Genomic DNA, 24,466 nt, shown 5'->3' with positions numbered 1-24,466 from the left:
CGCAGCGGAACCCGAGCGAGCAGCGACGCCGTCCAACGCCGCAGCGGAACCCGAGCGAGCAGCGACGCCGTCCAACGCCGCAGCGGAACCCGAGCGGGCGGCGAGCGCGTCCCGTTCCGGGAGGGCTCCGGCCGTCGGCGGGAGCGTCGCGCCTGTCTCCACGCCCCGTCCGTCCGGCCGCGGACCCACGTCCCGCCCCCGCAGTTGCGCGCGCAGCGCCTCACGGGACCGCTCGTCCAGTGACACGAGGGCGCTGCCGAGATCGAGGCGAATGGGCGGGCGGGCGCCGGACGGGAGGGCGGGAGCGGCCCGGGGTGGTGCCGTGGGTCCCACGGCCGCGCCTGCCGTCCACAACGCCGTCGCCGTGCGCCGGAGCTGGGCCAGCCCGCTGTGGTGGGGCGAGGTGGCGGGGACGGCCAGGTGATCACGGTCGCCGAGGGTGTCGCCGATGAGCGAGGTCAGCCGGCCGGGTCCGGTCTGGACGAAGACCCGGTGGCCGGCGGCGTACAAGGCCTCGGTCAGCTCGCGGAAGCGGACGGGCTCCAGCAGGTGCCGTACGAAGAGTGCGCGGACCGCCGTCTCGTCCGGGGGGAAGGGCGCCGCGGTCGTGCCCGACCAGACCGGCACGGCCGGCGGGTGGAGCCGGAAGCGGTCGGCGGCCTCCTTGATGGGCGTGAGGAACGGCTCCAGCATCGGGGTGTGGAAGCCGGAACGGAACGGCAGCACCTGGCAGAGCACGCCCTCGGCCCGTAGGGAGCGGGCGAACTCCTCCACCGCCGTCGCGGGACCGCAGACCATGGACTGACGGGGCGCGTTGTCGTGGGAGAGCACGATCCCGGAGTCCGGCCAGGCGTCGGCGAGCGTGGCGCGCACATGGGCGGCGGAGGTGCCGACGGCGGCGAAGACGAGGCCCGGGACGGTCACCGAGTCCGGGTCGAACCGGGCCATGAACGCGTCGACCTGGGCGGCCGAGTACAGCCCGGCGGCGGCCATGGCCGTCCACTCGCCGACGCTGTGCCCGGCGACCGCGTCGGGTACGACGCCCATGCGGCGCAAGGCCTGGTCCAGCAGGCGGCCCACGCCGACCACGCCGACGCCGTGCCGGCCGATGTCGCCTACCCGGACGTCCGGGCCGGTGCCGGCGACGGGGGCCAGGCCGAAGTGGGCGGCCACGTCGTCGGTGCGGGCGGTGAAGTCCGCCTCCAGACCGGGGAAGACGAACGCCAGCCGGCCGCCGGCGCCGCCGCCGAGCAGGGGAGCCGGCCGGAACCACACGTCGCTGCGGCCGTGCCAGGCATGCCCCTTGGCGACCGCGCGCCGGGCCAGGGCGAGCCGCTTGGCGGTCGGGTCCACGACACCGAGCCGGACCGGACCCGCATCGGTGTGCGGCCTGCCGGGGTCGAGCCCGGCGGCGAGCACGGCCGAGTCGTCGGCACCGAGGAGGGCGGCGAGGCCCTCCGTATCGCCCGCGGAGAGCAGGAGGATCCGCTCGGGCTCGGTGACCCGCGCGGAAGGGGAAAGAGAAGCGGAATCCGAAACGGAAGCGGGCACGGGAACGGAGGCGGGGGCGGGAACGGAAGCAGGGGCGGGAACGGAAGCAGGGGCGGGGACGGAAGCAGGGGTGGAGTCGGTGCGCTGCCGTGCCGCTTCCGCCGGCACCGGTCGGGCGGTGCCCGGGGAGCGGCCGGGACCCGGACGGCCGTGCGGCGCCTCCTCCAGTACCACGTGTGCGTTGATCCCGCCGAAGCCGAACGCGTTCACCGCGGCTCGCCGTGGCCGCTGCCCTGTGCCCGTCTCCCACGGGCGGGCCCGGTCGAGGGTCCGGAAGCGGGTGGCGGCGAGGCCCGGGTGCGGGTCGTCGCAGTGGAGGGTGGGCAGGAGGGTGCGGTGGTGCAGGGCGAGCGCGGCCTTGACCAGCCCCGCCACGCCCGCCGCCGGCATGGTGTGGCCGATCATCGACTTCACCGAGCCGAGCACCGGCCGCTCGTCGGGACCGTGGTCCGTGCCCGGCCCGAACACCTGAGCCAAGGTGGTGAGTTCGGCCGAGTCACCGGCGGGGGTGGCCGTGCCGTGCGCCTCCAGCAGGCCGACCGAGTCCGGGGCGGCGGGGTCGAGTCCGGCGGCCCACCAGGCCTGGCGCACGGCACGGCTCTGCCCGCCCGGGTCGGGGGTGACCAGCCCCGCCGTACGGCCGTCGCCGGCCACGCCCGTGCCGCGGATCACCGCGTACACGCGGTCGCCGTCGCGTTCGGCGTCCGCGAGCCGTTTCAGTACGACGACTCCGGTGCCCTCGCCGATGAGGATGCCGTCGGCGTCGCGGTGGAAGGGGCGGATGCGTTCCGTCGGGGACAGGGCGCGCAGCTGGGAGAAGACGCTCCAGAGGGTGATGTCGTGGCAGTGGTGCACTCCCCCGGCCAGCATCAGGTCGCAGCGGCCGGTGGTGAGCGCGGTGACCGCCTGGTCGACGGCGACGAGCGAGGAGGCGCAGGCCGCGTCCAGGGTGTAGGCAGGGCCGCGCAGATCGAGGCGGTTGGCGATGCGGGAGGCGGCGAGGTTGGGCACCAGACCGATCGCGGCGTCCGGGCTGTCGGGGCCGAGCCGGTCGGTGAACGCCGCCCGGACGCGGTCGAGTTGGGTGGGGCCCAGCTCGGGTAACAACTCGCCCAGGGTCCGCGTGAGCTGGTGGGCGGTGCGCACCCGCTGGTCCAGCCGGGCCAGGCCGGGGGTGAGATAGCCGCCGCGGCCCAGGACGACGCCGACCCGGTGCCGTTCGGGCAGCCGCTCCGGCCCGCCCGCGTCGGTGAGCGCGGCGGCGGCCACGTCGAGGGCGATGAGCTGGTCGGGCTCGGTGCCGGGCACGGAGGCGGGCATGATGCCGTGGCGGGTGACCTCCACCGCCGCCAGGTCGTCCACGAAGCCGCCGCGCCGGCAGTACACCTGGCCGGCGACAGCGGGTCCGGCGGCCGTGCCGGGGCGGTAGCAGTCGGCGTCCCAGCGGTCCGCGGGGACGTCGCTGATGGCGTCGGTGCCGTCCCGCAGATTGGCCCAGTAGGCGTCCAGACCAGGGGCGCCGGGCAGCAGCACCGCCATCCCGACGATGGCGACGGGCGTCTGATGCCGTGTCATGTCACCAGCCCGACGCGGTGTAGACGACGGCGCGCACCGCCGGGTCGCCCCAGGCGAGTTCACGGAGCAGGGCCGTGGTGCCCTCGTCCGGGTCGATCAGCGCGACCCCGCGCCGGGCGTACTCGCGGCCGAGTTCCGGGCCGACCATGCCCGGGTGGGTGCCGGCCGGCGCCCAGGGCCCCCAGTGCACGGTCAGCACACGCCGGCCGGTACGGGCGGCCCGGTCCGCGCCGAGCACTTCCAGCGCGTCGTTCGCGGCGGCGTAGTCGGACTGTCCCCGGTTGCCGAGGACGGCGGCGATGCTGCCGAACAGGACGGTGAACGCCGGTGTGGCGGACAGGTCGTCCAGCGCGGCGAACAGCGCCGCGGCCCCGGCCGTCTTCGTGCCGTAGACCCGCTGGAAGGACTCGGGACTCTTCTCGGCGACCAGCCGGTCCTCGATCACCCCGGCGGCGAAGACCACGCCGTCGAGCCGGCCGTGTTCGGCATGGATCTCCTTGACGGCCTGCAGGACGGCGTCCCGCTCACGGAAGTCGACCGAGCGGTAGCGGGCCGTGCTGCCCAGCGCGGTGAGTTCGGCGAGGGTGGTGCTGATCTCCCGCTGGGCGAGGATCAGTTCGGCGGTGCGGTTGATCTCGGCGGGCCGTGGGGCGCCGGGTCCCGCGGCGAGAGCGGCCCGCAGTTCGACGGGGCTGCGGGCGGCGGCGATGTGCGGGGTCTCGGGTGCGGTGGGCACGGGGGTACGGCCGAGCAGTTCGATCCGGCACCGGGAGGCGGCGGCCAGCGTGGCCGCGAACCTCGCCGTGATGCCGCGGGCCCCGCCGGCCAGGAGCACCACGGAGTCCCGGTCCAGTCCGAGCGCGGCGGCCTCGGCGGCGCCGTCCCCGGCGGGTCCCGCGCCGGTGGTGCCGAGCGGGCCGAGGGGCGCCGGCACCAGGTCCAGGCCCCGGCGGTGTCCGGCGAGCGTGCGCAGGACGACGGGGGCGGGCTGCGGGGCGCACAGCTCGGCGAGCACCGCGTCGGCGACGGCCGCCGGCCCGGTGTCCGCCACCCCCAGCACCCGTGCGAGGAGGTCCGGGTACTCACGGCCGACGCTGCGGATCAGCCCGTCCAGGCCCGCCGAGCGCAGTGCCCCGGCGCCGTCGGCGGCGCGCACGGCGAGCAGCAGGCGGGGACCGCACGCCAGCGCCGCCTGGAGCACCGGGAAGGCGTCCGGCAGGACGGGGTGGTCCGAGCCGGAGAGCGCGCCGAGGTACAGGACCGCGTGGACGGGGCCGTCGGCCGGGCCGAGGAGGTGGCCGCCGGGCCGGATCACGGCGTCGGCGCCGCGCCCGGTGAGCCGCGCCGCGATCTCGGCCGCCACGCCGCCGTCGGCGTCGCCGCCTCCGTCCCGGTCACCGTCTCCGCCCGCGCCCGCGCCCGCGCCTCCGAGGAGGACGAACCGCCTGCCCGACAGGTCGGTGGCCGGGTCCGGGTCGGGCAGCGGGACGGGTCGCAGCTCGCAGCGCTGCGGGGCGGCGCCGAGGGTTTCCGGCCCGGTGGCGGCTGCCGTTGCGAACGCCGGTGCCGCGGCGGGCACTTCATCGCTCGCGGCTTCGGCGGTCGCACCGATCCGTGCCGTCAGCCATGCCGTCACCGCCGCCGCGGTGCGCGCCTTGGACAGTTCCTCCAGCTCCGTGTCGTCCAGCAGCTGGGAGGCAACTTCGGCGATGCCCAGGCGCTGGGCGAGTTCGCCCGCGATCTCCGCGCGCTTGATCGAGTCGATGCTCAGGTCGGCCTCCAGGTCCAGGCCGGGCTCGATCATGTCGACCGGGTAGCCGGTGCGCTCGCTGATGACCTCGCGTACGACCCGTTCCACGTCGTCCACCGCCGTCGCCCCGCTCGGAGCGCTCAACTCCTCGCTGTGGAGCACAGCTTGACTGGGACCGGTGATCTCGGCCGCCGCTGCCGGCACGACGGGCACCAGGGGCGCGGCCGGTGCCACGGGGGTGAGCGGTGCGCCCGGTGCCGGTGCCGTGGCACCGAAGTAGGTGAGCAGCACATCCCGCTGGGCGGCGATCATCTCGCGGCTGGTGCGCAGGAATTCGGAGATCAGCGCGTCCCGGTCGGCCGGGCCGCCGTTGGGCTGGTCGGTCGTCACAGTCGCCTCCACTACGCGTCGGGCCGGCGCGAGGGCACCGGGCAGGAGTGCTCCGTCGGCCGTACGGACGAGGTGTCCGTCGACCGTCCAGCCGGGCCGCTTCGGTGCCGGGGCGCGTAGCGCGTCGACGGCGTCACGGCCGCGGAGGAGCCACGCGGTGCGCACCGGCAGCCCGGCGACGGCGAGTCGGGCGAGCGCGTCGAGCCAGCCGGCCAGGCCGCTGTCGGGCCGTGGCTCGCAGGCGATGGTGCGGTGCGGTCGGTCCCCGAGGATCTGGCCGACGAGCCGGGTGAGGACCGTGCCCGGGCCGGCTTCGACGAAGATCCGTGCTCCCGCCTCGTACATCGCCTCGATCTGGGCGGCGAAGGCCACCGGGGCGCCGATCTGGGCGGCGAGTCCGGAGCGCACGGCGTCGGGGTCGGGCGGGTACGGCGTGGCGGTGCGGTTGGCCCAGACGGGGAACTCGGGTGCCCGGACCGGCTTGTCCGCGAGCACCCTGGCGAACCTCTCCCCCGCGGCGGCCACCAGCGGGCTGTGGAAGGCGCAGGCCACCGGGATGCGGCGCGCACCGAGCCCGGCCGCCCGCAGGGCCCGTACGGCGGTGTCGACGTCGGCCATGGGGCCGGAGATCACCGTCTGCTCGGGCGAGTTGAGGTTCGCGACGACGACCGACGGGGGTGCCCCGGCCCCGCGCAGGGTGCGTACGACATCCTCGGCGGGTGCGCCCACGGCCGCCATGGTGCCGGGATCGTCGCCGGCCGCCGCCAGGATGGCACCGGCCCGCTCGGTACTCAGCTCCAGCAGGGTCTCCGCGTCGAGGGCACCGGCGGCGGCGAGGGCGACCAGTTCGCCGTAGCTGTGCCCGGCGGCGAGGTCGGGGTGGACGCCCGCCGAGGTGAGGAAGGCGTGGGCGGCGAGGCCGGTGACACCGAGGGCGGGCTGTGCCGTCCGGGTGTCGGTGAGGGCGGCCCGGTGGCGCTCGCGGGCGGTGTCGTCGAAGGCGGCCGGCGGGAAGAGGCGGTCGGCGTGGGCCCGGCCGAGGTGCAGATAGTGCCGCAACTCGGGCAGGGTGACCAGGAGTTCACCGAGCATGCCGGTGCGCTGGCTGCCCTGCCCCGGGAAGAGGAAGGCGACCTGGCCTGCGGCGGCGCCCACGCGGCCGCTCGGTCCGGGCGGCTCCACGCGGCCGCTCGGAGCGGGCGGCTCCATACGGCCCGTCCCGGTCGGCGGGCCGACACGCCCCGTCCCGGTCGGCGGGCCGACACGCCCCGTCCCGGTCGGCGGGTCCACACGCCCCGTCCCGGCCGCCGGCACCACACCGGCCGTCCCGGTCGGCGGGTGCTCGTGGCGGATTCCTTCGACGGGGTCCGCGAAGTGGACCCCGGTGTCCGCGGCCCGGTCCCCCGCCAGGATGCGTTGAAGCTGTGCGACCAGTTCCCCGGTGTCGCGGGCCACGGCCGCCGCCTGTACCGGTTCGTTCGAGATGTCGGCGCGACGGGCCGCCGCCAGGGCGAGGTCACGCAGCCGCCAGGGGCTGCCGTCCGACTCTGCGGCCCGGAGGATCTCCTCGGCCTCCCGGCGGGCCGCCGCCATGTCCCGGCCCCGGAAGAGGAACAGCTCGGCGGGCCAGGCGTCCAGGGTCTGCCGGGGCGGCGGAGCGTCTCCGTACGCCGCCAGCACCGCGTGGAAGTTGGTGCCCCCGAACCCGAACGCGCTGACCCCGGCGAAGCGTTCGGCGGCCGGGGCGGCCCAGGGCCGGGCGCTGGTGTGGAAGACGAACGGGCTTTCCGTCTCGTCCCACGCCGGGTTGGGCCGCTCCAGGTGCAGGGTGGGCGGCTTGACCCCGGTGTACAGCGCGAGGGTCGTCTTGATCAGTCCGGCGAGTCCGGCCGCGCACTTGGTGTGACCGATCTGCGACTTGACCGAGCCTATCGCGCAGCCGCCGGTCGCCGCCCCGGCCTCGGCGAACACCTCGCCCAGCACGGCGAGTTCCGTGCGGTCGCCGACAACGGTCCCGGTGCCGTGCGCCTCCACCAGGCCGACCGCGGCCGGCGGCACACCGGCGTTGCGGTACGCCCGCTCCAGCGCGGCGCGCTGGCCTTCGGGGCGGGGTGCGGTCAGGCCGAGGGAGCGGCCGTCGCTGGCCGAGCCCAGACCCTTGACGACGCCGTAGACACGGTCGCCGTCGCGTTCGGCGTCCGCGAGCCGTTTGAGGACCACACAGGCCACGCCCTCGCCGAGCGCGATGCCGTCGGCGGAGGCGTCGAAGGCGCGCGACCGGCCGGTCGGGGAGAGGGCGTGGACGGAGGAGAACAGGACGTAGTCGTTGATGCCGTTGTGCAGGTCGGCGCCGCCGCACAGGACGACGTCGCTGGTGCCGCAGACGAGTTCCTTGCAGGCCACGTCCAAGGCGGCGAGGGAGGAGGCGCAGGCCGCGTCGACCGTGTAGTTGGCGCCGCCGAGGTCCAGCCGGTTGGCGATCCGGCCGGAGATGACGTTGGCCAGCATCCCGGGGAAGGAGTCCTCGGTGAGCCGGGGCAGTTGCTGCTCCAGTCCGTCGGGGACGGTGCCGTAGTACGACGGGAGTACGGCGCGCAGGGTGACGGCGTTGGACAGGTCACTGCCCGCCTCCGCACCGAAGACGACGGAGGTGCGCGAGCGGTCGAACTCCCGTCCCCGCTCGCCGTATCCGGCGTCGTCCAGCGCTCTGCGGGCTGCCTCCAGCGACAGCAGCTGGACGGGTTCGATACTGCCGAGGGAGGCGGGCGGAATGCCGTAGGACAGCGGATCGAAGGGGACGGGAGGCAGGAAGCCGCCCCATTTCGAGGCGGTGCTGCCGGCGGCGTGGTGCACGGCGGGGTCCCAGCGGTCGGGCGGGACCTCGGTCACGGCGTCGCGTCCGGCGACGACGTTCGCCCAGAAGGTGGCGAGGTCGGGGGCCTGGGGGAACATGCACGCCATGCCGACGATCGCGATGTCGAGCGGCGGGGGCGGGGGCGGCGGTGCCGGGACGGAGCGTGGGAGACCCGGCACCGCGGCACGGGCGGTCCCAGCGGCCCCTCCGCCCTCCGCGACTCCGACGGCCCCTCCGGCCCCTCCGGCTCCTGCGACTCCGACGGCTGCTGCAACTCCCCCCGCTCCCCCCGCTCCTCCGGCTCCGACCGCTGCTGCGGTTCCTCCAGCGCCCGCGCCTCCTGCCGCTCCGGTCAGCCGTGCGCCCTGTGCGGTCAGGAAGTCGGCGGCGCCGTCGGTCACGGCGTGGTGGAGCGCCGCCACGGTGGTGGGGGCCGAGCGCAGGACGGCGACCTGGCCGGCCATGAACAGGCCCTCGCCGAGCTGGCCTTCCTCGTCGACGGTCCGCAACTCACCGTCGTCGGCGCGTGTCAGGCCCTTGCTGGCGATGCGCAGCCGCCCGACGTTGAGCCGCTCCAACCGCTCCCAGACCTCCCTGTCGGGCACGCCCCGCGCACGCAGCGCGGCCTCACGCTCGCGGTAGTCGCGGGTGAAGGGGCTGGGCACGCAGCGGGTGGCGTGGCCGGGCGCGGTCTCCAGCAGCGCGGTCGCGGTGGCGGCCAGCACCTGCCGCTGGAACACCGGACGGACGGCGCCCCGTGCGACGGCCTCCTCGGTGAACAGGTAGGCGGTGCCCATCAGTACGCCGACGGCGGCGCCCCGGGCGGTGAGCGGCGCCGCCAGGGCGGCGACCATCGCCGCGGACCGTTCGTCGTGGACGCCGCCCGCGAAGAACACCTCCAGCCGGTCTGCCGCCCCGCCCTCCGCACCGGTGGCACCGGCGTCCGCCAGGAAGTCCTCCAGGACGGCCAGTTGGGCCTCCCAGAGCGGAAAGGACGCCCGGGGACCGACGTGCCCGCCGCACTCCGACCCCTCGAAGACGAACCTGCGCACACCGGCGGTGAGGTACTGGCGCAGCAGCCCCGGCGAGGGAACGTGCAGGAAGGTGCGGATCCCGGCCCGCTCCAGCGCCTCGGCCTGGGCGGGCCGGCCGCCCGCGATGATCGCGTGCGTGGGCCGCACTTCCCGTACGGCGTCCAGCTGGGCGTTCCTGATGTCCTCGGGGGCGAAGCCGAGCACGCCGACGCCCCAGGGCCGGCCGTCCAGCACGGCACGCGCCTCGGTGAGCATCGTCCGGGTCCGCTCACCGTCGGCCAGGGCCAGCGCGAGGAACGGCAGCGCCCCCTCCTCGGCCACGGCGGCGGCGAATCCGGCCTGGTCGCTGACCCGGGTCATGGGTCCCTGCGCGACCGGCAGACGGGTGCCCAGCGCGCGGCTCATGGCCGACCCCGGCCGCAGGGCGGCGCCCGGCGTTGGTGTCGGCGCCGCCACGTCGGCCGCCTCCCGCATCGCGGTCGACAGGGCGCGTACGACTCCCCGCACGTCCCGCCACCGCTGCGCGAACCGGGCGGCGAGGAAGCCGTCCTGGCCCACCGGGAGCAGCCGTCCGCCCGGCTCGCGGGCACCGAGCAGGGCCGCGACCGCTTCGGGGTCGTCGGTGGGCGGCTGCGGAGCGCCCGGGCCGCGGCGCCGCAGTACCCGGTGTCCGCCGAGGACCACGGTCTCCGAGCCGTCCAGGGCTCGCAGCACCGCGCGCACCGCCTCGGGCTGTTCCGACTCGGCCAGCAGGGCGAGTTGGCCGTCCAGGACGACGCCGGCCGCGCCACCGGCCACGGCGGCGGCCGCCGTACGCGCACCGAAGCCTCCGCAGGCCCATACCGGGACGTCACTCAACTCCCGCTCGGATAGCAGCTGTTGGAGCAGGACGAAGGTGCTCAGCTCGCCCACCCGGCCGCCGCTCTCGGCGCCTCGGGCGATCAGCCCCCGCGCACCCGCACGGACGGCGGCACGGGCCTGTCCGAGGTCGGTCACCTCGGCCAGCACCCGTTGGCCAGGTGGCAGTCCGGCAGCCGTCCAGGGTGCGTCCGGGGTGAGGACCACGGTGTCCACGGGACCACCGAGGTCCGCGGGGGTGAGGGCGCAGCGTCCGGTCACCCGTATGCCGAAGGGGCCCGGTGCCGCCCCTCTGAGCCGGGACAGCTGTTCGCGGGATCTTCGGTCGCCGGTGCCCAGGTCCAGGATGCCGAGCGCGCCCGCGGCGGATGCGGCGGCGGCCAGGGAGGCGTCCGGTTCCCCGAAAGGGGTGAGGCACAGGATCAGGTCAAGGGCACGCACAGGGGAGGTCATGATGCTCCGGCACGATCGGCGAGACAGCACGGTGGGGGGTATGTGCGGCGGGACGCTCTGGTGCGAGGGACCGGAAACTAGCGAGGCGCTACTCACGGGTCAATAACGTCGCGCCCTTCGCGTGCGAGGTCGCGCCGATCCGGCCAGCACGCCGAATCCGCCGCAAGAGGAGCCAAACCCAGCGATTCCCTGCACCGGCGCGGGAGACGGAACCGTACGGTCACGTGCGCCACACCGGCACAAGCCCGTCAAAGCGTGCGCCCGCTTCACCGGGGACTCACCCCCGCGACATACGCCGGGACATCCGGCAGCAGTCTGTAAATTCCCCATGCCGTCGGCCTGGTGGCTCGAACCGGGCCGACGGGATACGGACAGGGCGGCGTGAGGGCGTTCCGGACGTCAGCGGCGGCGCGGGGTCACTCGGTGCGAAGTGACCCCACGCCGCCGCCGGTGCCGTCACCCGCGCCGTCGGCTGCCCCTCAGGCGTGCCCGGCACCCGATCGCAGCACCCACCGCTGCCTGCGCGAACCGTCGCGTTCCGCGAGGCCGACGGCCCTGCCGGGACGGCCGGAACCGAACGTACGGCCGGGAACCGGCGCCAGGACCAGACCGTGCCGCCGGCGGAGCAGGACCTCGCCGCGCACCGTGAGGTCGTACGACACCTCCGCGGCGGGGGCGACGCAGTCGGCCAGCGCGACGCGCCGCGTCCCCGGGTCGGCGGCGAGGCAGAGGGCGGGGTGGGCGGCGCTGCGCAGCAGACCGTCGTCCCGGTACGACCACCGCTGCGAGGCGGCCGTCGAGCACGGGGCGAGCCGGACGCCCGCGCCCGCCGCGACCCGTCCCCCGCGCACGTCCAGGCAGAGCCCGGAGACGAGGCCGCGCAGGGTGCCGTGGGCGACCTCGACGGGGGCGCCGGCCGAGGCCGCGGGGGGTGAGGCGGCGGAGCGGGTGCCGGTGCCGTCCGGCCGCGTGGTCCCCGCGACGGGCGCGCCCCAGGTGGCGCCGGGGGTGGGGACAGCGTTGTCGACGGACCAGCTCCTGGCCACGAGGACGGTGGCGAGCAGCGCGAGGGAGGCGAGTCCGACACCGAGGGCGACGGCCGTGCGGTGCCGCCGCTCGGTTCCGGTGCGGTACCCGTGCCCCGGTCCGGTGCGGTATCCGTGCTCCGGTCCGGTGCGGTGCCGGCCGCCGGAGACGGAGGCCGTGGCCGACGGCCCGGACCCGGACGGCCACTCCTGCGAAGCACGCGGCCACTCCTGCGAAGCACCGCGCGCGGGCCGGGAGTCGAGGTAGCGGCGGGCACCCCAGCCGAGCACGGTCTCGGCGAGCAGGAGGGGCAGGCCGGCGTCGAAGTGGCCCAGCTGTTCGGCGGCGTGCCGGCAGTGGGGGCAGACCGTCAGATGCCGGCGCACGTCGGGCAGCAGGGCGGCGCCACGACGGATGGGGACGTCGATGAGACGGTTGTAGAAGCGGCATTCCGGGGAGGGCGCGAGTTCCCGGTGGGCGCGTGCGCAACCGGCGCGGAATTGTTCACGCGCCTGCGCCAGGGCGGTCGTCGCGGTGACCACGTCGATACCCAGCAGACCAGCGGGTATGTTTATGCCTTCCGCTTCGACCTCGGCGTGCCAGAGAAGGCATTGCGATGCGCCGGGAAGTGCGCGGAAAGCGCGGGCCGCGAGCTGTCTGCTTTCCGGCGGCCCGGGTTTTGTCGCGCACAGTCCGCGCCCGCCGGTGGTTTTGCGCAATTCCGGCAGGGTGACGCGGGCCGCGTCGTCCGCGGCCCAGGCGCGGACGGTGTCGCGCACGGCGACCAGCAGTCGGGGGCGCAGGGCCCCGCCGGTCACACCGCCGGCCGTTCGGGCGAGCACCTGGTGGAAGGCCGCGGTGGTCACCAGCTGGGCGGCGGGTCCGGCGGCGGCCAGGCAGACGACGGCGTAGTCGCGGGTGGCCCGCCAGTGCCGGGCGAGCAGCAGTGCGACGGCGCGATGGCGGCCGTCGTCCGGGCCGTTCAGCCGGGCGAGGAGGGTGTGGTCGGGTTCCCCGGCCGGGCCGGGCATGGAGGGCGGGTAGGGCGGGCGTGGGGGGTGGGGGGACTGCACGGAAGCATTTCCTTTCCAGCCGCAGGACCGCATGCGCAAGGCGTCCTGTCGGAAAACAGTGCCTGATCGGTGCACACCTAAAGGGCCGGCTCGACGTCGGCGTCTACCTTTGCCCTCCCGCGGGGAGGCTCACCTTGACACAGTCCGCTCACGGGAAACAAGGAGCGGGAAGGGGCGGGAATGGCCTCGGCGGCGAAATCGAGCAATTGCCCAGCGGTTACCGGCGGTATCCCCGCTCCGGGGTTCCGATCCGGCGGCGGCTCCCTGCCGACTTCCTTACGGCAGAAGGCGGATGGCGCACACGATCTCCGCCTTCCTGACACATCCGGCCCGCCCGCCCACAGCCTCTTCCCATGGTTCTCCGGGCGTGCTCTCATCCGCGTGCCCCAGCATGGGCCGCATGATCGCCCCCCAGCCCCCGGCAACTCCCGTCCCCGCCCGTGCCGTTCGCAAGGCCGTCGTACCGGCCGCCGGTCTCGGCACCCGGTTCCTGCCCGCGACCAAGGCCACGCCGAAGGAGATGCTGCCGGTCGTCGACAAGCCGGCCATCCAGTACGTCGTGGAGGAGGCCGCCGCGGCCGGCCTGGACGACGTCCTGATGGTCACCGGCCGGCACAAGCGGGCCATCGAGGACCACTTCGACCACGCCTTCGAACTGGAGCAGGCGCTGGCGGCGAAGGGCGACACCGCGCGCCTGGACGCGGTACGCGATCCGGCGCGGCTCGCCGACATCCACCACATCCGCCAGGGCGACCCGCTCGGCCTCGGCCACGCCGTGCTGTGCGCCAGGCACCACGTGGGGAACGAGCCCTTCGCGGTGCTCCTCGGCGACGATCTGATCGATCCGCGCGAGACGCTGCTGAGCCGCATGCTGGAGGTCCGGGAGCGGTACGCGGGCAGCGTGGTCGCGCTGATGGAGGTCGACCCGGCGCGCACGCACCTCTACGGCTGCGCGGCCGTGGAGCCGGCCGGCGGGGACGACGTGGTGCGCGTGACCGGGCTGGTGGAGAAGCCGACCCCCGCGACCGCGCCGAGCCGGTACGCGGTCATCGGCCGGTACGTCCTGGACCCGGCCGTCTTCGGCGTCCTGGAGCGCACCCCGCCGGGCCGTGGCGGCGAGATCCAGCTGACCGACGCGCTGCAGGAGCTGGCGGCGGCCGGCACGGTGCACGGGGTGGTCTTCTCGGGCCTGCGCTACGACACCGGCGACAAGGCCGACTATCTGCGCACGGTGGTCCGCCTGGCCTGCGCCCGTGCGGACCTGGGTCCCGAGTTCACCCGCTGGCTCAAGGAGTTCGTCGCCGACCTGCCGGCCCCCGCCGCCGAGCCGGAGAGGCACCACCGGGCCGCCCTAGAGGGCGCCGTCGAAGCCCCGCCGACATCCGGTCAAACCGTGGCCGACGCACCGCTGCGCCCTTTCACACCCGCGAACGTTGCGTGATGCTCTGCTCACCGGGGGAGAGCACTGGCCGCACGACCAACCCACGGAGGGAAGAAAGACGATGCCTCTCGGAACGATCGCCGTCTACAACAACGCGGAGGGCGTGGGCATCATCACCGACGAGGACGGTGAGAGGCGCCCCTTCTCCGGCATGGAGACACAGACCACCCGCGAGGGACAGCGGGTGGTCTTCGAGGTGGTCGGCGCCAAGGCCACCAACGTCATCGCCGTTCGGTGAACCAGCAGCGCCCCGCCCCCGTCGGCCGAACCGGTACACCGGGGGCGGGGCGCCGGGCGTGCGGCCTCGGGCCGCTCACTGCCCCTGGTCGGCGGGCCGGAGCGTCCACAGGACACTCATCTCGCCCGTCACGGCGCCGTCCGCGCGCCGGATCTCGACCGACACCGGGAACTCGGGGCGCTGTCCCGCGTCCAGTTCCGCGACGACCTCGGCGGCCGGGCGGCCCAGCGTCGCGGTCGCGGTGACGGTACCCATCGCCAGTTTCTTGTAGGCGATCTCGGCGCGCACGGCGAGCGGTACGGCGCGCGAGAGCTGGTCCCCGAAGGCGGCCAGCACGATGGCGCCGCTGGCCGACTCCCCGAGCGTGAACATCGCACCGGCGTGCGGGCCGCCCACGTGGTTGTGGTACTCGCTCTGGTCCGGCAGGGACACCACGGCCCTCTCGGGCGTCGTCTCCTGGAACTCCAGGTTCAGCGTCCGGGCCATGGGCACGGTGGCGGCGAGCATCTCGCCGATGGACATCTGGTCTGCGGTCATGACCGGCATGTTACTAACGAGTAGCCGGACCTGGCCAGTGGTGCCCACTAGGGTTACTGGCCATGTGGCCAGATCAGCAGCCGCCAGGGGGCGCGCAGAACCCGCAGGGCAACCCGCAGCAGAACCCGTACCAGCAGCCGGGTCACCCGCAGCCGAACCCGTACCAACAGCCCGGGTACCAGCAGTATCCGCAGGCCGGGTACGGACAGCAGCCGCAGGACGGCCCGTACGCACAGCAGCAGCCGGGTCCGTACGGTCAGCAGCCGCAGTGGGGTCAGCCCACCGCGCCCATCCCCGAGCCCCCGCGGGGCGGCGGCCGTACGAAGCTGGTCGCGATCGTCGCGGCCACGGCCGTCGTGGTCACCGCCGCCGTGACCGGCTTCCTGGTGCTGGGCGGCTCCAAGGACGACAAGGCGGACGACGGCAAGGACGGACAGCACACGAGCCCGTCGCCGACGGCCACCGCGTCGTCCGCCGCGCCCACCTCGTCCACGACCGACAACCCGCGGGCCGACACGACGGAGAAGCCGACCGTCGCGGGCTGGAAGGTCGTGGTGAACCCCAAGTACGGCACGGCCTTCGACGTGCCCGCCGACTGGGAGGTGGAGAAGCCGGGTGTCTTCACCTTCTTCGAGGACAAGGTGAAGGGCGACGGATCGGCGTACATCGGCTTCTCCGGGCCCTCGTTCCTGAAGCCGGACTACTGCACCTCCGAGGTGAACGGCACGAAGGAGTCGCAGGCGCTCGCGGGCAGCGGCACGAAGGGCGAGAACGGCGCCAAGGACACCGCGAGCATCGCCCGCGGCGACTCGGCGACCTTCGCGTTCGGCGGTTACACCGACCAGTCCGAGGCCGCCAAGAAGTACCTGCGCATCGGCAAGGCGAAGTCCTTCACGACGTCGTCGGGGCTCAAGGGCAGCGTCGCGACGTCGTACGTCGTCGGCGTGCCGAAGAAGAACAAGTGCGACACCGACGGCAAGGCCGTCACGTTCGCCTTCAAGAACTCCAAGGGCAGCTTCGTCTCGTGGAGCCTCTACGGCGCCAAGGGCGTCAAGGACGAGCTGTCCGACGCGACCATCGACAAGATTTTGGGCTCAGTACGGCTGCACGGCGACCCGGTCGTGGAGTGAGCCGGGCGCGGCCGCGGCACCGGGCAGGCGTTCCTCGGCCCGGCCGCCGGGGCATCTGCCGCCCGCCCGCCTCAGCCGATACCGAAAGCCCCGTCGGGGGGCTCGGGTGAGGGGACTGCGTCGGCGTCCTCGACCGGCCGCGCCGATCCGATGAACTCGCGCACCCGCGCGCCGTGTTCGACGCGCGCCGGGAAGGCGTCCGCCGCGGCGCGCCGGGCCAGCGCGGCGACGTCGAGGGGCCGGTGCGAGGCCGCCACCACCGCGTTGCCGAACCGCCGCCCGCGCAGCACCGCCGGTTCGGCGATCAGCGCCACTTCCTCGAACAGCGCTGCCAGCGTGGCCAGTTGGGAGCGCAGGAAACCGAACGGCGCCGCGTCGGCGAGGTTGGCCAGATAGACCCCGCCCGGCCGCAGCACCCGCTCGGCCTCCCGGACGTAGGCCAGCGTGGTGAGGTGGGCGGGCACCCGGGACCCGCCGAACACATCGGCGATCAGCACATCGGCGAGGCCGTCCGGCGCGGTCTCCAGCCAGCCCCGCGCATCGGCCGCGTGCAGCGCGACACCCGAGCCCGCCGGCAACGGCAGCCGCTCGGTGACCAGCTCCAGCAAGCCCCGGTCCGCCTCGACGACGTCCTGCCGCGAGCCGGGGCGGGTGGCGGCCACGTACCGGGGCAGCGTCAGCGCGCCCCCGCCGAGGTGCACGACGTCCAGCGCCCGCCCGGCCCCGTCCACGAGGTCGAGCACGTACCCCAGCCGGCGCGTGTACTCGAACTCCAGATACGCGGGGTCGTCCAGGTCCACGTACGACTGCGGCGCCCCGTCGACCGTGAGCAGCCAGGCCCGCTCACGGTCGACGTCGGGCATCAGCTTGGCGGTGCCGTGGTCGGTGGTGCGGGTGACGGGTATCGATGCGTTCACCCGACCATTGTGGGCGCTCACCCCGAACGGTCCCGCCAGGTGCCACCCCGGCCTCACCCCCCGGCCCCACCCCCGGCCTCACCCCAGGGCGATGACGGTGCCCGCTCCGACGGTCCGGCCGCCCTCCCGGACGGCGAAGCCGAGCCCCGGCTCCAGCGGCACCTCCCGCCCCAGTTCGACGGTCATCTCCACCGTCTCGCCGGGCCGGGCGACAGCCGCCTCGCCGAGGTCGACGGATCCGGCCACGTCCGCCGTGCGGATGTAGAACTGCGGCCGGTACCCGGTGGCCACCGGTGTCGTACGACCGCCCTCGCGCCCGGACAGGACGTACACCCGGGCCGTGAAACGACGGCTCGGCACCACGCTTCCCGGGGCCGCCACCACGTGCCCACGCCGTACGGCGTCCCGTGGCACCCCCCGCAGCAGCACCGCCACGCTGTCCCCGGCCTGTGCCTCGGCCATCGGCCTGCCGAAGGTCTCCAGCCCGGTGACCACGGTCTCCACGTCCGCGCCGAGCACCGACACCCGGTCCCCCACACGGAGCGTCCCCCGCTCCACGGCACCCGTCACGACCGTCCCCCGGCCGGTGATGGTCAGCACGTTCTCGACGGGCAGCAGGAACGGCGCGTCCAGATACCGCTCCGGCATCGGCACGTACGTGTCCACCGCGTCGAGCAGCGCCTCGACGGACGCCGTCCAGCGCGGGTCGCCCTCCAGGGCCTTCAGCCCCGAGACGCGTACGACCGGTACGGCGTCGCCCGGGTACCCCTGGGCGGTGAGCAGGTCGCGGACCTCCAGCTCCACCAGGTCGGTCAGCTCCTCGTCCCCGGCGTCGGCCTTGTTCAGCGCGACGACGATGTGGTCGACGCCCACCTGCCGGGCGAGCAGGACGTGTTCGGCGGTCTGCGGCATGATCCCGTCGAGCGCGGAGACGACGAGGACGGCTCCGTCGAGCTGCGCGGCGCCGGTGACCATGTTCTTGACGTAGTCGGCGTGGCCCGGCATGTCGACATGGGCGTAGTGCCGGGTGTCGGTCTCGTACTCGACGTGCGCGATGTTGATGGTGATGCCGCGGGCGGCCTCCTCCGGGGCCCGGTCGATCCGGTCGAACGGCACGAAGGTGCCGGTGCCGCGCTCGGCGAGGACCTTGGTGATGGCGGCGGTCAGGGTGGTCTTGCCGTGGTCGACGTGACCGATGGTGCCGATGTTCAGGTGCGGCTTGGTGCGCGTGTAGGCGGTCTTGGACATGGCTCTGCCTCGCAGCCTCTGTCGGTCGTACGGGAACGCGGGACCCCGGGAACTCGCCGACCCTCCCCCTGCGGGGTCCGCCGGACGATCCGGGGAGGGTCAGCTTCGGGCGCCGTCGACAGCGGCCGGGAGAGACGGGACGGCAGCCTTCGGGGCATCCGCGACCGCGGACGCTGCGAGAGGAAAGGCGTACCGGAACATGCCGTCGATCATCGCCGACGGTTTGTCCGGCGTCGAACGGTTTTTCACCCATCGGCGGTTCAGGCGCCCGCGTTCCTCAGTGCCTCCCGGACGCCCGGCGCCGCGAACCGGCCCCGCTCGCGTGCCACGAAGGCCCGTACCGCCCCGGCGTCGGTCCTGGCGTACTCGCGCAGCTCCCAGCACCGCAGGGCGGCCGTTCCAGCATGATGTCGGCGAGGGCACCGCGCGGCACCCGCGGCCGGGCCGCACCTGTGACGGTCGTGCAACGAACCATACGGCGATCACACACATGTGTCGGCTACTGTCACCGGATGCTCGATGCCAACCGCTCTGGCACCGCCACGGCCGCTCCCCCGGCCGCAGCCACGCAGCTCGTCCTCGCCGTACCGCCGGTGCGCCGCGCGGGAGCTGCCGCCCGCTGCACCCGCGCGCTGCTCTCCCCGTACGCCCGGCTGTCGCTGCTGCTCGCGCTGCTCGCCGGCGCCGCCGTCTGTGTGCTGCTGTTCCAACCGCAGCGACTGCTGACGCACGGCTGGCCGCCACAGCTCGGCGGGGCCGCGGCGGCCGCGGTGTTCGCGGTGGCGTACGGACTGTGCAGCGTGGCATTCGTACCGCGCCCTTTGCTGAACCTTGCCGCGGGCGCGCTGTTCGGCTCGCAGCTGGGGCTGGCGTCGGCGCTCGCGGGCACGGTGCTCGGCGCCGGGGTGGCGTTCGGGCTGGGCCGGCTGCTCGGGCAGGACGCGCTGCGCCCGCTGCTGCGGGGCCGCTGGCTGACGGCGGTGGACGGGCAGCTCAGCCGGCACGGTTTCCGGTCCATGCTGGCCCTCCGGCTCTTCCCGGGAGTGCCGTTCTGGGCGGCGAACTACTGCGCGGCCGTCTCCCGGATGGGCTGGCTGCCCTTCCTGCTGGCCACGGGCCTCGGCTCGATCCCGAACACGGCCGCCTACGCGGTCGCCGGGGCCCGCGCCTCGGCGCCGACGTCCCCCGCCTTCCTGATCGCCATGGCCTGTATCGCCGTACCGGCGCTGGCGGGCACCGTGGTGGCCTGGCGCAAGCGTCACCAGCTGCGCGGCCGGTGAGCCGCCGCCCTTTCCGCCGAGGAGGGGGTTGCGATGTGGTCCAGCGTCGTCGCCGTGGCCGGCACCCTGCTCGGCGGCGCGCTCACCGGGCTGCTCCAGCTCCGGCGTGAGCGGGCCGCCCGCGCGGAGCGCAGGGCGGAGGCGCCGCGCGTGGCGCCGGGGGAACTGGTGGCGGTGCTCGGCGACCACCGGCGGGCCCTGTGGCACCGCGAGGACCTCCGCCTGAACGGCGCCCGGAGGCCGTCGAGGCGGCCCGGGCCGCGTCCCACACCACCCGCTCCGCCGTGACCTCGCCCCTGGTGGCGGTCTCCGTCCTCGAACCGTCTCCCGCCGGACCGGCGCGCGGGGCCGCCCTTGCGGCGTTCGCCCTCCGCGACGCCGCCGACCACACCGTGCCGACCACACCGTGCCGGCCGCCCGCCGCGAGGCCGCCATCGCGGCGACCGACGAGCTGGCCGCCGCCGCCGGGCGGGTCATGGCCCGGTGACCGCCCGGGCGGGCCGGCGGCCCCGGGCTCAGACGCCTTCCAGGATCATCGCGTTGGCGAGGCCACCCGCCTCGCACATGGTCTGCAGACCGTAGCGGGCGCCGCGTTCGCGCATCGCGTGCACCAGGGTCGTGGTCAGCCGGGTGCCGCTCGCGCCGAGCGGGTGGCCGAGGGCGATCGCGCCACCGTGCACGTTGACCTTGGCGAGGTCGGCGCCGGTCTCCTGCTGCCAGGCGAGCACCACGCTGGAGAAGGCCTCGTTGACCTCGAACAGGTCGATGTCGGCCACGCCGAGTCCCGCCCGGCGCAGCACCTTCTCGGTGGCCGGGATGACACCGGTGAGCATCAGCAGCGGGTCGGAACCGGTCACGGCGAAGCTGTGCAGGCGGGCCAGCGGGCGCAGGCCGAGGCAGGCCGCGGTCTCGCCGGAGGTGATCAGGACGGCGGAGGCGCCGTCGTTGACCGGGCTCGCGTTGCCCGCGGTCACGTTCCACTCGATCTGCGGGAAGCGCTCGGCGAAGCCGGGGTCGTAGTAAGCGGGCTTGAGGCCGCCGAGGACCTCCGGGGTGGTGCCGGGCCGTACGCTCTCGTCGCGGGCGACGCCGTCCAGGGGCGCGACCTCGGCGTCGAAGAGCCCCGCCTGCCACGCCGCGGCGGCCTTGTGGTGGGAGGAGACGGCGAACTCGTCCATCCGCGCGCGGGTGAGGGACCACTTGGCGGCGATGAGTTCGGCGCTGATCCCCTGCGGGACCAGGCCCTCCGGGTAGCGCTCGGCGACACCGGGCCCGAACGGGTCCTTGCCGGCGGGCACGTTGGACCACATCGGCACCCGGCTCATCGACTCCACGCCGCAGGCGACGACGAGGTCGTACGCGCCCGCCATGACGCCCTGCGCGGCGAAGTGCACGGCCTGCTGGGAGGAGCCGCACTGGCGGTCCACGGTGGTCGCCGGTACCGACTCGGGGAGGCCGGCGGCGAGGACGGCGTACCGGGTGGTGTTCATGGCCTGCTCGCCGACCTGGTCGACGGTGCCGCCGATCACGTCGTCGATCAGGGCGGGGTCGACGCCGGAGCGTTCGACGAGGGTGCGCAGGGTGTGCGCGAGGAGCTGCACGGGGTGGACGTGGGCGAGGGAGCCGTTCGGCTTTCCCTTGCCGACGGGGGTGCGAACGGCTTCGACGATGACTGCGTCTCGCATGGTGCGGGCCTCCTTGGCCGCCCTGGCTACCCGTAGGGAGCTACCGGTGAGTAGGAAATCCGGACTCACCATAACGCGCTGAGTTGGAAAATCAAACCCTCATCTAGACTGGTCCGCATGGCCGCCACGAAAGATCCGCGCCCCTGCTCCATCGCCGATGCCCTCGCGCTGGTCGGCGAGAAGTACTCGCTGCTCGTCCTGCGGGAGGTGTGCCTGGGCAACGGCCGCTTCGACCAGCTCGTGCGGAACATCGGTGCCCCGCGCGACATCCTGGCCACCCGGCTGCGCCGGCTCGTGGAGGCCGGAATCCTCACCAAGCGCCTGTACAGCGAGCGCCCCCAGCGCTTCGAGTACCGGCCCACCCCGGCGGGACTGGAGCTGGAGCCGGTCCTGATGACGCTCAAGGAGTGGGGCGACCGCCACCTGCGCAAGGGCATCGACCTGCCGATGGCCGTCGAGCACGCCTGCGGCAACGAACTGGTGCCGGTGGTCACCTGCCGGGCCTGCGGGGAGGCCGTACGACACGAGGACCTGAGGGCCCATCCGCAGACCCCGGGCTGGACGGTGGCGGGTCCGACGGCCGCCTGAGCCCCGGGAGCTGCCCGGGGCTCAGGCGGCCACCCGATCGCACCGGAAGCCACCTCGGCCGCCGACGGCCACCCGATCGTGCCGGAAGCCACCTCGCCGCCGAGGGCCGCACGACAAGGCGGCCGGTAGCGCGAGTTGGCTGTCCGGCCCCTGTTCCCCGGCCGTCACCCCGGCCCGCTACGCTGCCCTCGTCACATGATCACCATTTCTCCCCAGCACTTGGACGCCATCCCTTCATGTCTTGGTTTGAATCCCTCGTCCTCGGACTCGTCCAGGGGCTGACAGAGTTCCTGCCCGTCTCATCCAGTGCGCACCTGCGGCTCACCGCGGCGTTCTCGGGCTGGAAGGACCCCGGGGCCGCCTTCACCGCGATCACGCAGATCGGCACGGAGACCGCCGTCCTCATCTACTTCCGCAAGGACATCGGCCGGATCATCACGTCCTGGTTCCGGTCACTGTTCGACAGGACGATGCGGCACAACCACGACGCGCAGACGGGCTGGCTGGTGATCGTCGGCTCGATCCCGATCGGCGTGCTGGGCGTGACGCTGAAGGACCAGATCGAGGGGCCCTTCCGCGACCTGCGGATCACCGCCACCATGCTCATCGTCGTCGGCGTGGTCATCGGCATCGCCGACCGGCTGGCCGCCCGCGACGAGACCGGCGGCCGGCACCGGGCGCCCAAGCAGCGCAAGACGCTGGAGAACCTGGGCGTCAAGGACGGGCTCGTCTACGGCCTGTGCCAGGCCTGCGCGCTCATCCCCGGCGTCTCCCGCTCCGGCGCGACCATCAGCGGCGGTCTGTTCATGGGCTACCGGCGCGAGGCCGCGGCCCGCTACTCCTTCCTGCTCGCCATCCCGGCCGTCCTCGCCTCCGGCGCCTTCGAGGTGAAGGACTCGCTGAGCGCGGGCCATGTGGCCTGGGGGCCCACCCTGTTCGCGACGGTGATCGCGTTCGCGTCGGGATACGCGGTGATCGCGTGGTTCATGAAGTGGATCTCCAACAAGAGCTTCATGCCGTTCGTCTGGTACCGCATCGCTCTCGGCATCGTCATCATCGCGCTGGTCAGCGCGGGCGTCCTGAGCCCGCACGCGGCGGAGTCGGCGGGCTGACAGCCCCTTTCGGACATCTTCCGCACCCACGGCCGGCCGCCCACGACCTGCGCAACACCCCGTGGGCGCCGGTCACTTCGCACATACCAACGCGTCGCCGCGGGTCGGCGGTGACCAAGCCCATACCTCCTGTGTAGCCACCCGGTAGCGCACAGTCAGTCCCTGCCCCTACGCTGTTCGACATGTCCCCCGAATCCCCGCCCCCTGGTTCCCTGCGGTCTGCCGCCGAGCTGAACGAGCAGATCCGGGCGCTGTGGCTGCGTGCGGGCGGCACCCTGTCGGCCCAGGAGCGCGCGGAGTACGAGCTGTTGGTGATCCAGTGGGCCGCGGCGATCCGCAGCCGGGTGATCGAGGCGGCCTGACACGGGCCGACACCCGCAGCCGACCCCGCCACGACCACCCCCGCCACCGCCACCGCCACCGCCACCGCCACCGCACAGGCTCCCGTCCCCGGCCCCGGCCCGCTACGCCCGCAGATGCGCCAGCACCTCGTCCGCCACCGGATACGGCCGCTCCTCGGGCAGCAGCCCGCTCGCCCGCTCCCGTTCGCCCGCCCGCACCAGCGCGTGGATCTCCGTGGCCAACGGGGTGACGTCCTCGATGCCGACGATCCACTCGTCGGCATACCGGACGGCCGCCTCCCCCGCGAGCCCGAGCTGCAGGGACCGGTAGGGCAGCGGGGTGTGGTGCAGGTCCCGCTCCGGGTCCCACTGGACGCGGGCCGGGCTGCGGGCCAACTCCCGTTTCCAGGCGGCCTGGTCCGGGTGCAGGGCGGGCACGTAGTGGGACAGGCAGGCGTGCCGCAGGGCCCACTCGAAGCCCTCGCGGGTGATCTCGACGGCGAGGACGGTCTCCTGGCCCTCCTTGGTCCCCCAGCCGCAGCGGTACATCATCCACAGGAAGGAGGGCTTGATCCATGTCATCCGGTCCCGTTTCCAGGCGGACGGGAAGCGGCCGGTGCGGGCGGCCGGGCGGCCGATCCCGGGACGGTATGCCTGGTAGACGGTCACCGTGGCGTCCGTGTGCCGGGCCCGGACGCGGAACCGGGGTTCGTCTTCGACGTGTTGCTCGTTCACCCGGACAGGTTCGGCCGCCGTCCCCGTCCCGCACCACCGAATATTCACCCCGCACACCTCTTGGCTCCGCCTCCGCCGTGCCCAACACTGTGCCGATGACGCAGCGCGCGGAGTTCGCGACCGTGAGAGACCGACTGGCCGTGGACGACCTGGTCACCGCGTACGCGGTGGCGGTGGACGACGGCGACTGGGCGGCGTACCGGCAACTGTTCACGGCGGACGGGCGGGCCGACTACCGTTCCGCGGGCGGTATCGAGGGCGACACCGCGCGGGTCGCCGCCTGGCTCGCCGAGAGCCTGGCCCCCTTCGGCATGCGCCAGCACCTGATCGTCAACCGGCAGGTGCGGTTCGGCGTCCTGGAGAACGACACCGGGGACACCGCCGGGGTGCGGGCCGACTACCTCAACCCGATGTCCTTCGCCGCTCCCGGCGGCTCCGCCGCGCCGGACCTGGTCTGCGGTGGCCGCTACGCCTTCGCGCTGCTGCGCACTCCGGACGGCTGGCGCCTGCGCGAGGTCGTCGTACAGGAGAAATGGCGCCGGCCGCCCAGCGTCCCGTAGGGCGGAGGAACCGCGCGCACGGCACCCGACCACACGGATCCGCCAAAGATCGCTCCCGGCACGCACACTGGAACTGTCGCTGGGTAGGGA

Annotated in this window: 17 protein-coding genes and 1 pseudogene; 9 read left to right on the top strand and 9 right to left on the bottom strand. The window is 74.3% G+C overall.

Annotated elements, in window-relative coordinates; all coding sequences use genetic code 11:
• The 3 genes from AB0B40_RS17055 to AB0B40_RS17045 form a co-directional block, all read right to left on the bottom strand.
• Positions 1-3,126 (bottom strand): beta-ketoacyl synthase N-terminal-like domain-containing protein (locus AB0B40_RS17055; RefSeq protein ID WP_362264267.1); only part of this gene is annotated, 3,126 nt, incomplete at its 3' end.
• Position 3,127: 1 nt separating this feature from the next.
• Positions 3,128-10,465, bottom strand: a complete 7,338-nt coding sequence (locus AB0B40_RS17050; protein ID WP_362264265.1) for an SDR family NAD(P)-dependent oxidoreductase — start codon at positions 10,463-10,465, stop codon at positions 3,128-3,130.
• A gap of 479 nt (positions 10,466-10,944) precedes the next feature.
• The gene (locus tag AB0B40_RS17045) at positions 10,945-12,564 is read right to left on the bottom strand and encodes an RICIN domain-containing protein (protein WP_362264263.1); all 1,620 of its coding nucleotides are present in this window, start codon (positions 12,562-12,564) and stop codon (positions 10,945-10,947) included.
• A 400-nt stretch (positions 12,565-12,964) separates the two neighbouring features.
• Here AB0B40_RS17045 and galU point away from each other — a divergent pair, with 400 nt between their 5' ends.
• Positions 12,965-14,005 carry a UTP--glucose-1-phosphate uridylyltransferase GalU gene (gene galU, locus AB0B40_RS17040; protein ID WP_362264261.1) on the top strand — a complete coding sequence of 347 codons (1,041 nt, stop codon included), beginning with the start codon at positions 12,965-12,967 and terminating at the stop codon, positions 14,003-14,005.
• 61 nt (positions 14,006-14,066) lie between these two features.
• Positions 14,067-14,243: a hypothetical protein gene (locus AB0B40_RS17035; RefSeq protein ID WP_345050085.1), complete on the top strand. Its 177-nt coding sequence runs from the start codon at positions 14,067-14,069 to the stop codon at positions 14,241-14,243.
• A 75-nt stretch (positions 14,244-14,318) separates the two neighbouring features.
• On the opposite strand, the gene AB0B40_RS17030 is transcribed toward AB0B40_RS17035, so the two are convergent.
• Complete coding sequence (locus tag AB0B40_RS17030; protein ID WP_345050104.1) at positions 14,319-14,765, bottom strand: DUF4442 domain-containing protein; 447 nt, start codon at positions 14,763-14,765, stop codon at positions 14,319-14,321.
• A gap of 77 nt (positions 14,766-14,842) precedes the next feature.
• Here AB0B40_RS17030 and AB0B40_RS17025 point away from each other — a divergent pair, with 77 nt between their 5' ends.
• Positions 14,843-15,910 carry a hypothetical protein gene (locus AB0B40_RS17025; RefSeq protein ID WP_362264259.1) on the top strand — a complete coding sequence of 356 codons (1,068 nt, stop codon included), beginning with the start codon at positions 14,843-14,845 and terminating at the stop codon, positions 15,908-15,910.
• Positions 15,911-15,981: 71 nt separating this feature from the next.
• Here AB0B40_RS17025 and AB0B40_RS17020 read toward each other — a convergent pair whose 3' ends face one another.
• The 3 genes and pseudogenes from AB0B40_RS17020 to AB0B40_RS17010 all read right to left on the bottom strand — a co-directional run.
• The gene (locus AB0B40_RS17020; protein WP_345050079.1) at positions 15,982-16,827 is read right to left on the bottom strand and encodes a fused MFS/spermidine synthase; all 846 of its coding nucleotides are present in this window, start codon (positions 16,825-16,827) and stop codon (positions 15,982-15,984) included.
• 78 nt (positions 16,828-16,905) lie between these two features.
• Positions 16,906-18,075 carry an elongation factor Tu gene (gene tuf / locus AB0B40_RS17015; protein ID WP_362264257.1) on the bottom strand — a complete coding sequence of 390 codons (1,170 nt, stop codon included), beginning with the start codon at positions 18,073-18,075 and terminating at the stop codon, positions 16,906-16,908.
• Positions 18,076-18,335: 260 nt separating this feature from the next.
• A pseudogene (locus tag AB0B40_RS17010) lies at positions 18,336-18,455 on the bottom strand (DNA alkylation repair protein); the annotation flags it as partial.
• Positions 18,456-18,587: 132 nt separating this feature from the next.
• On the opposite strand from AB0B40_RS17010, the gene AB0B40_RS17005 reads away from it, so the two are divergent.
• Together AB0B40_RS17005 and AB0B40_RS17000 are read left to right on the top strand one after the other, a co-directional pair.
• Positions 18,588-19,355 (top strand): VTT domain-containing protein, encoded by a 768-nt coding sequence (locus tag AB0B40_RS17005; RefSeq protein WP_345050074.1) that lies wholly within the window; start codon positions 18,588-18,590, stop codon positions 19,353-19,355.
• 33 nt (positions 19,356-19,388) lie between these two features.
• The gene (locus AB0B40_RS17000) at positions 19,389-19,643 is read left to right on the top strand and encodes a hypothetical protein (RefSeq protein ID WP_362264255.1); all 255 of its coding nucleotides are present in this window, start codon (positions 19,389-19,391) and stop codon (positions 19,641-19,643) included.
• A 227-nt stretch (positions 19,644-19,870) separates the two neighbouring features.
• Here AB0B40_RS17000 and AB0B40_RS16995 read toward each other — a convergent pair whose 3' ends face one another.
• A complete protein-coding gene (locus AB0B40_RS16995; protein WP_362264254.1) occupies positions 19,871-21,040 on the bottom strand; it encodes a thiolase family protein in 1,170 nt (389 codons plus the stop codon).
• Between the two features lie 117 nt (positions 21,041-21,157).
• Between AB0B40_RS16995 and AB0B40_RS16990 the strand changes: the two genes are divergently transcribed.
• The 3 genes from AB0B40_RS16990 (at position 21,158) to AB0B40_RS16980 (ending at position 23,102) form a co-directional block, all read left to right on the top strand.
• Entirely contained in the window at positions 21,158-21,628 is a 471-nt protein-coding gene (locus tag AB0B40_RS16990; protein WP_345050066.1) for a helix-turn-helix domain-containing protein, read from the top strand.
• Positions 21,629-21,864: 236 nt separating this feature from the next.
• Positions 21,865-22,740, top strand: a complete 876-nt coding sequence (locus AB0B40_RS16985; protein WP_345050064.1) for an undecaprenyl-diphosphate phosphatase — start codon at positions 21,865-21,867, stop codon at positions 22,738-22,740.
• A gap of 182 nt (positions 22,741-22,922) precedes the next feature.
• Positions 22,923-23,102: a hypothetical protein gene (locus AB0B40_RS16980; RefSeq protein WP_345050061.1), complete on the top strand. Its 180-nt coding sequence runs from the start codon at positions 22,923-22,925 to the stop codon at positions 23,100-23,102.
• A 102-nt stretch (positions 23,103-23,204) separates the two neighbouring features.
• Here AB0B40_RS16980 and AB0B40_RS16975 read toward each other — a convergent pair whose 3' ends face one another.
• Positions 23,205-23,816 (bottom strand): DUF4291 domain-containing protein, encoded by a 612-nt coding sequence (locus AB0B40_RS16975; RefSeq protein ID WP_345050056.1) that lies wholly within the window; start codon positions 23,814-23,816, stop codon positions 23,205-23,207.
• A 95-nt stretch (positions 23,817-23,911) separates the two neighbouring features.
• On the opposite strand from AB0B40_RS16975, the gene AB0B40_RS16970 reads away from it, so the two are divergent.
• Positions 23,912-24,376, top strand: a complete 465-nt coding sequence (locus AB0B40_RS16970; RefSeq protein WP_345050054.1) for a nuclear transport factor 2 family protein — start codon at positions 23,912-23,914, stop codon at positions 24,374-24,376.
• Positions 24,377-24,466: the final 90 nt, after the last annotated feature.

The organism is Streptomyces sp. NPDC042638 (assembly GCF_040647235.1).
Classification (GTDB): Bacteria; Actinomycetota; Actinomycetes; order Streptomycetales; family Streptomycetaceae; genus Streptomyces; species Streptomyces rameus.
The sequence above is the reverse complement of the archived record's forward strand: the minus strand, read 5'-3'. Positions and strand labels throughout refer to the sequence as shown.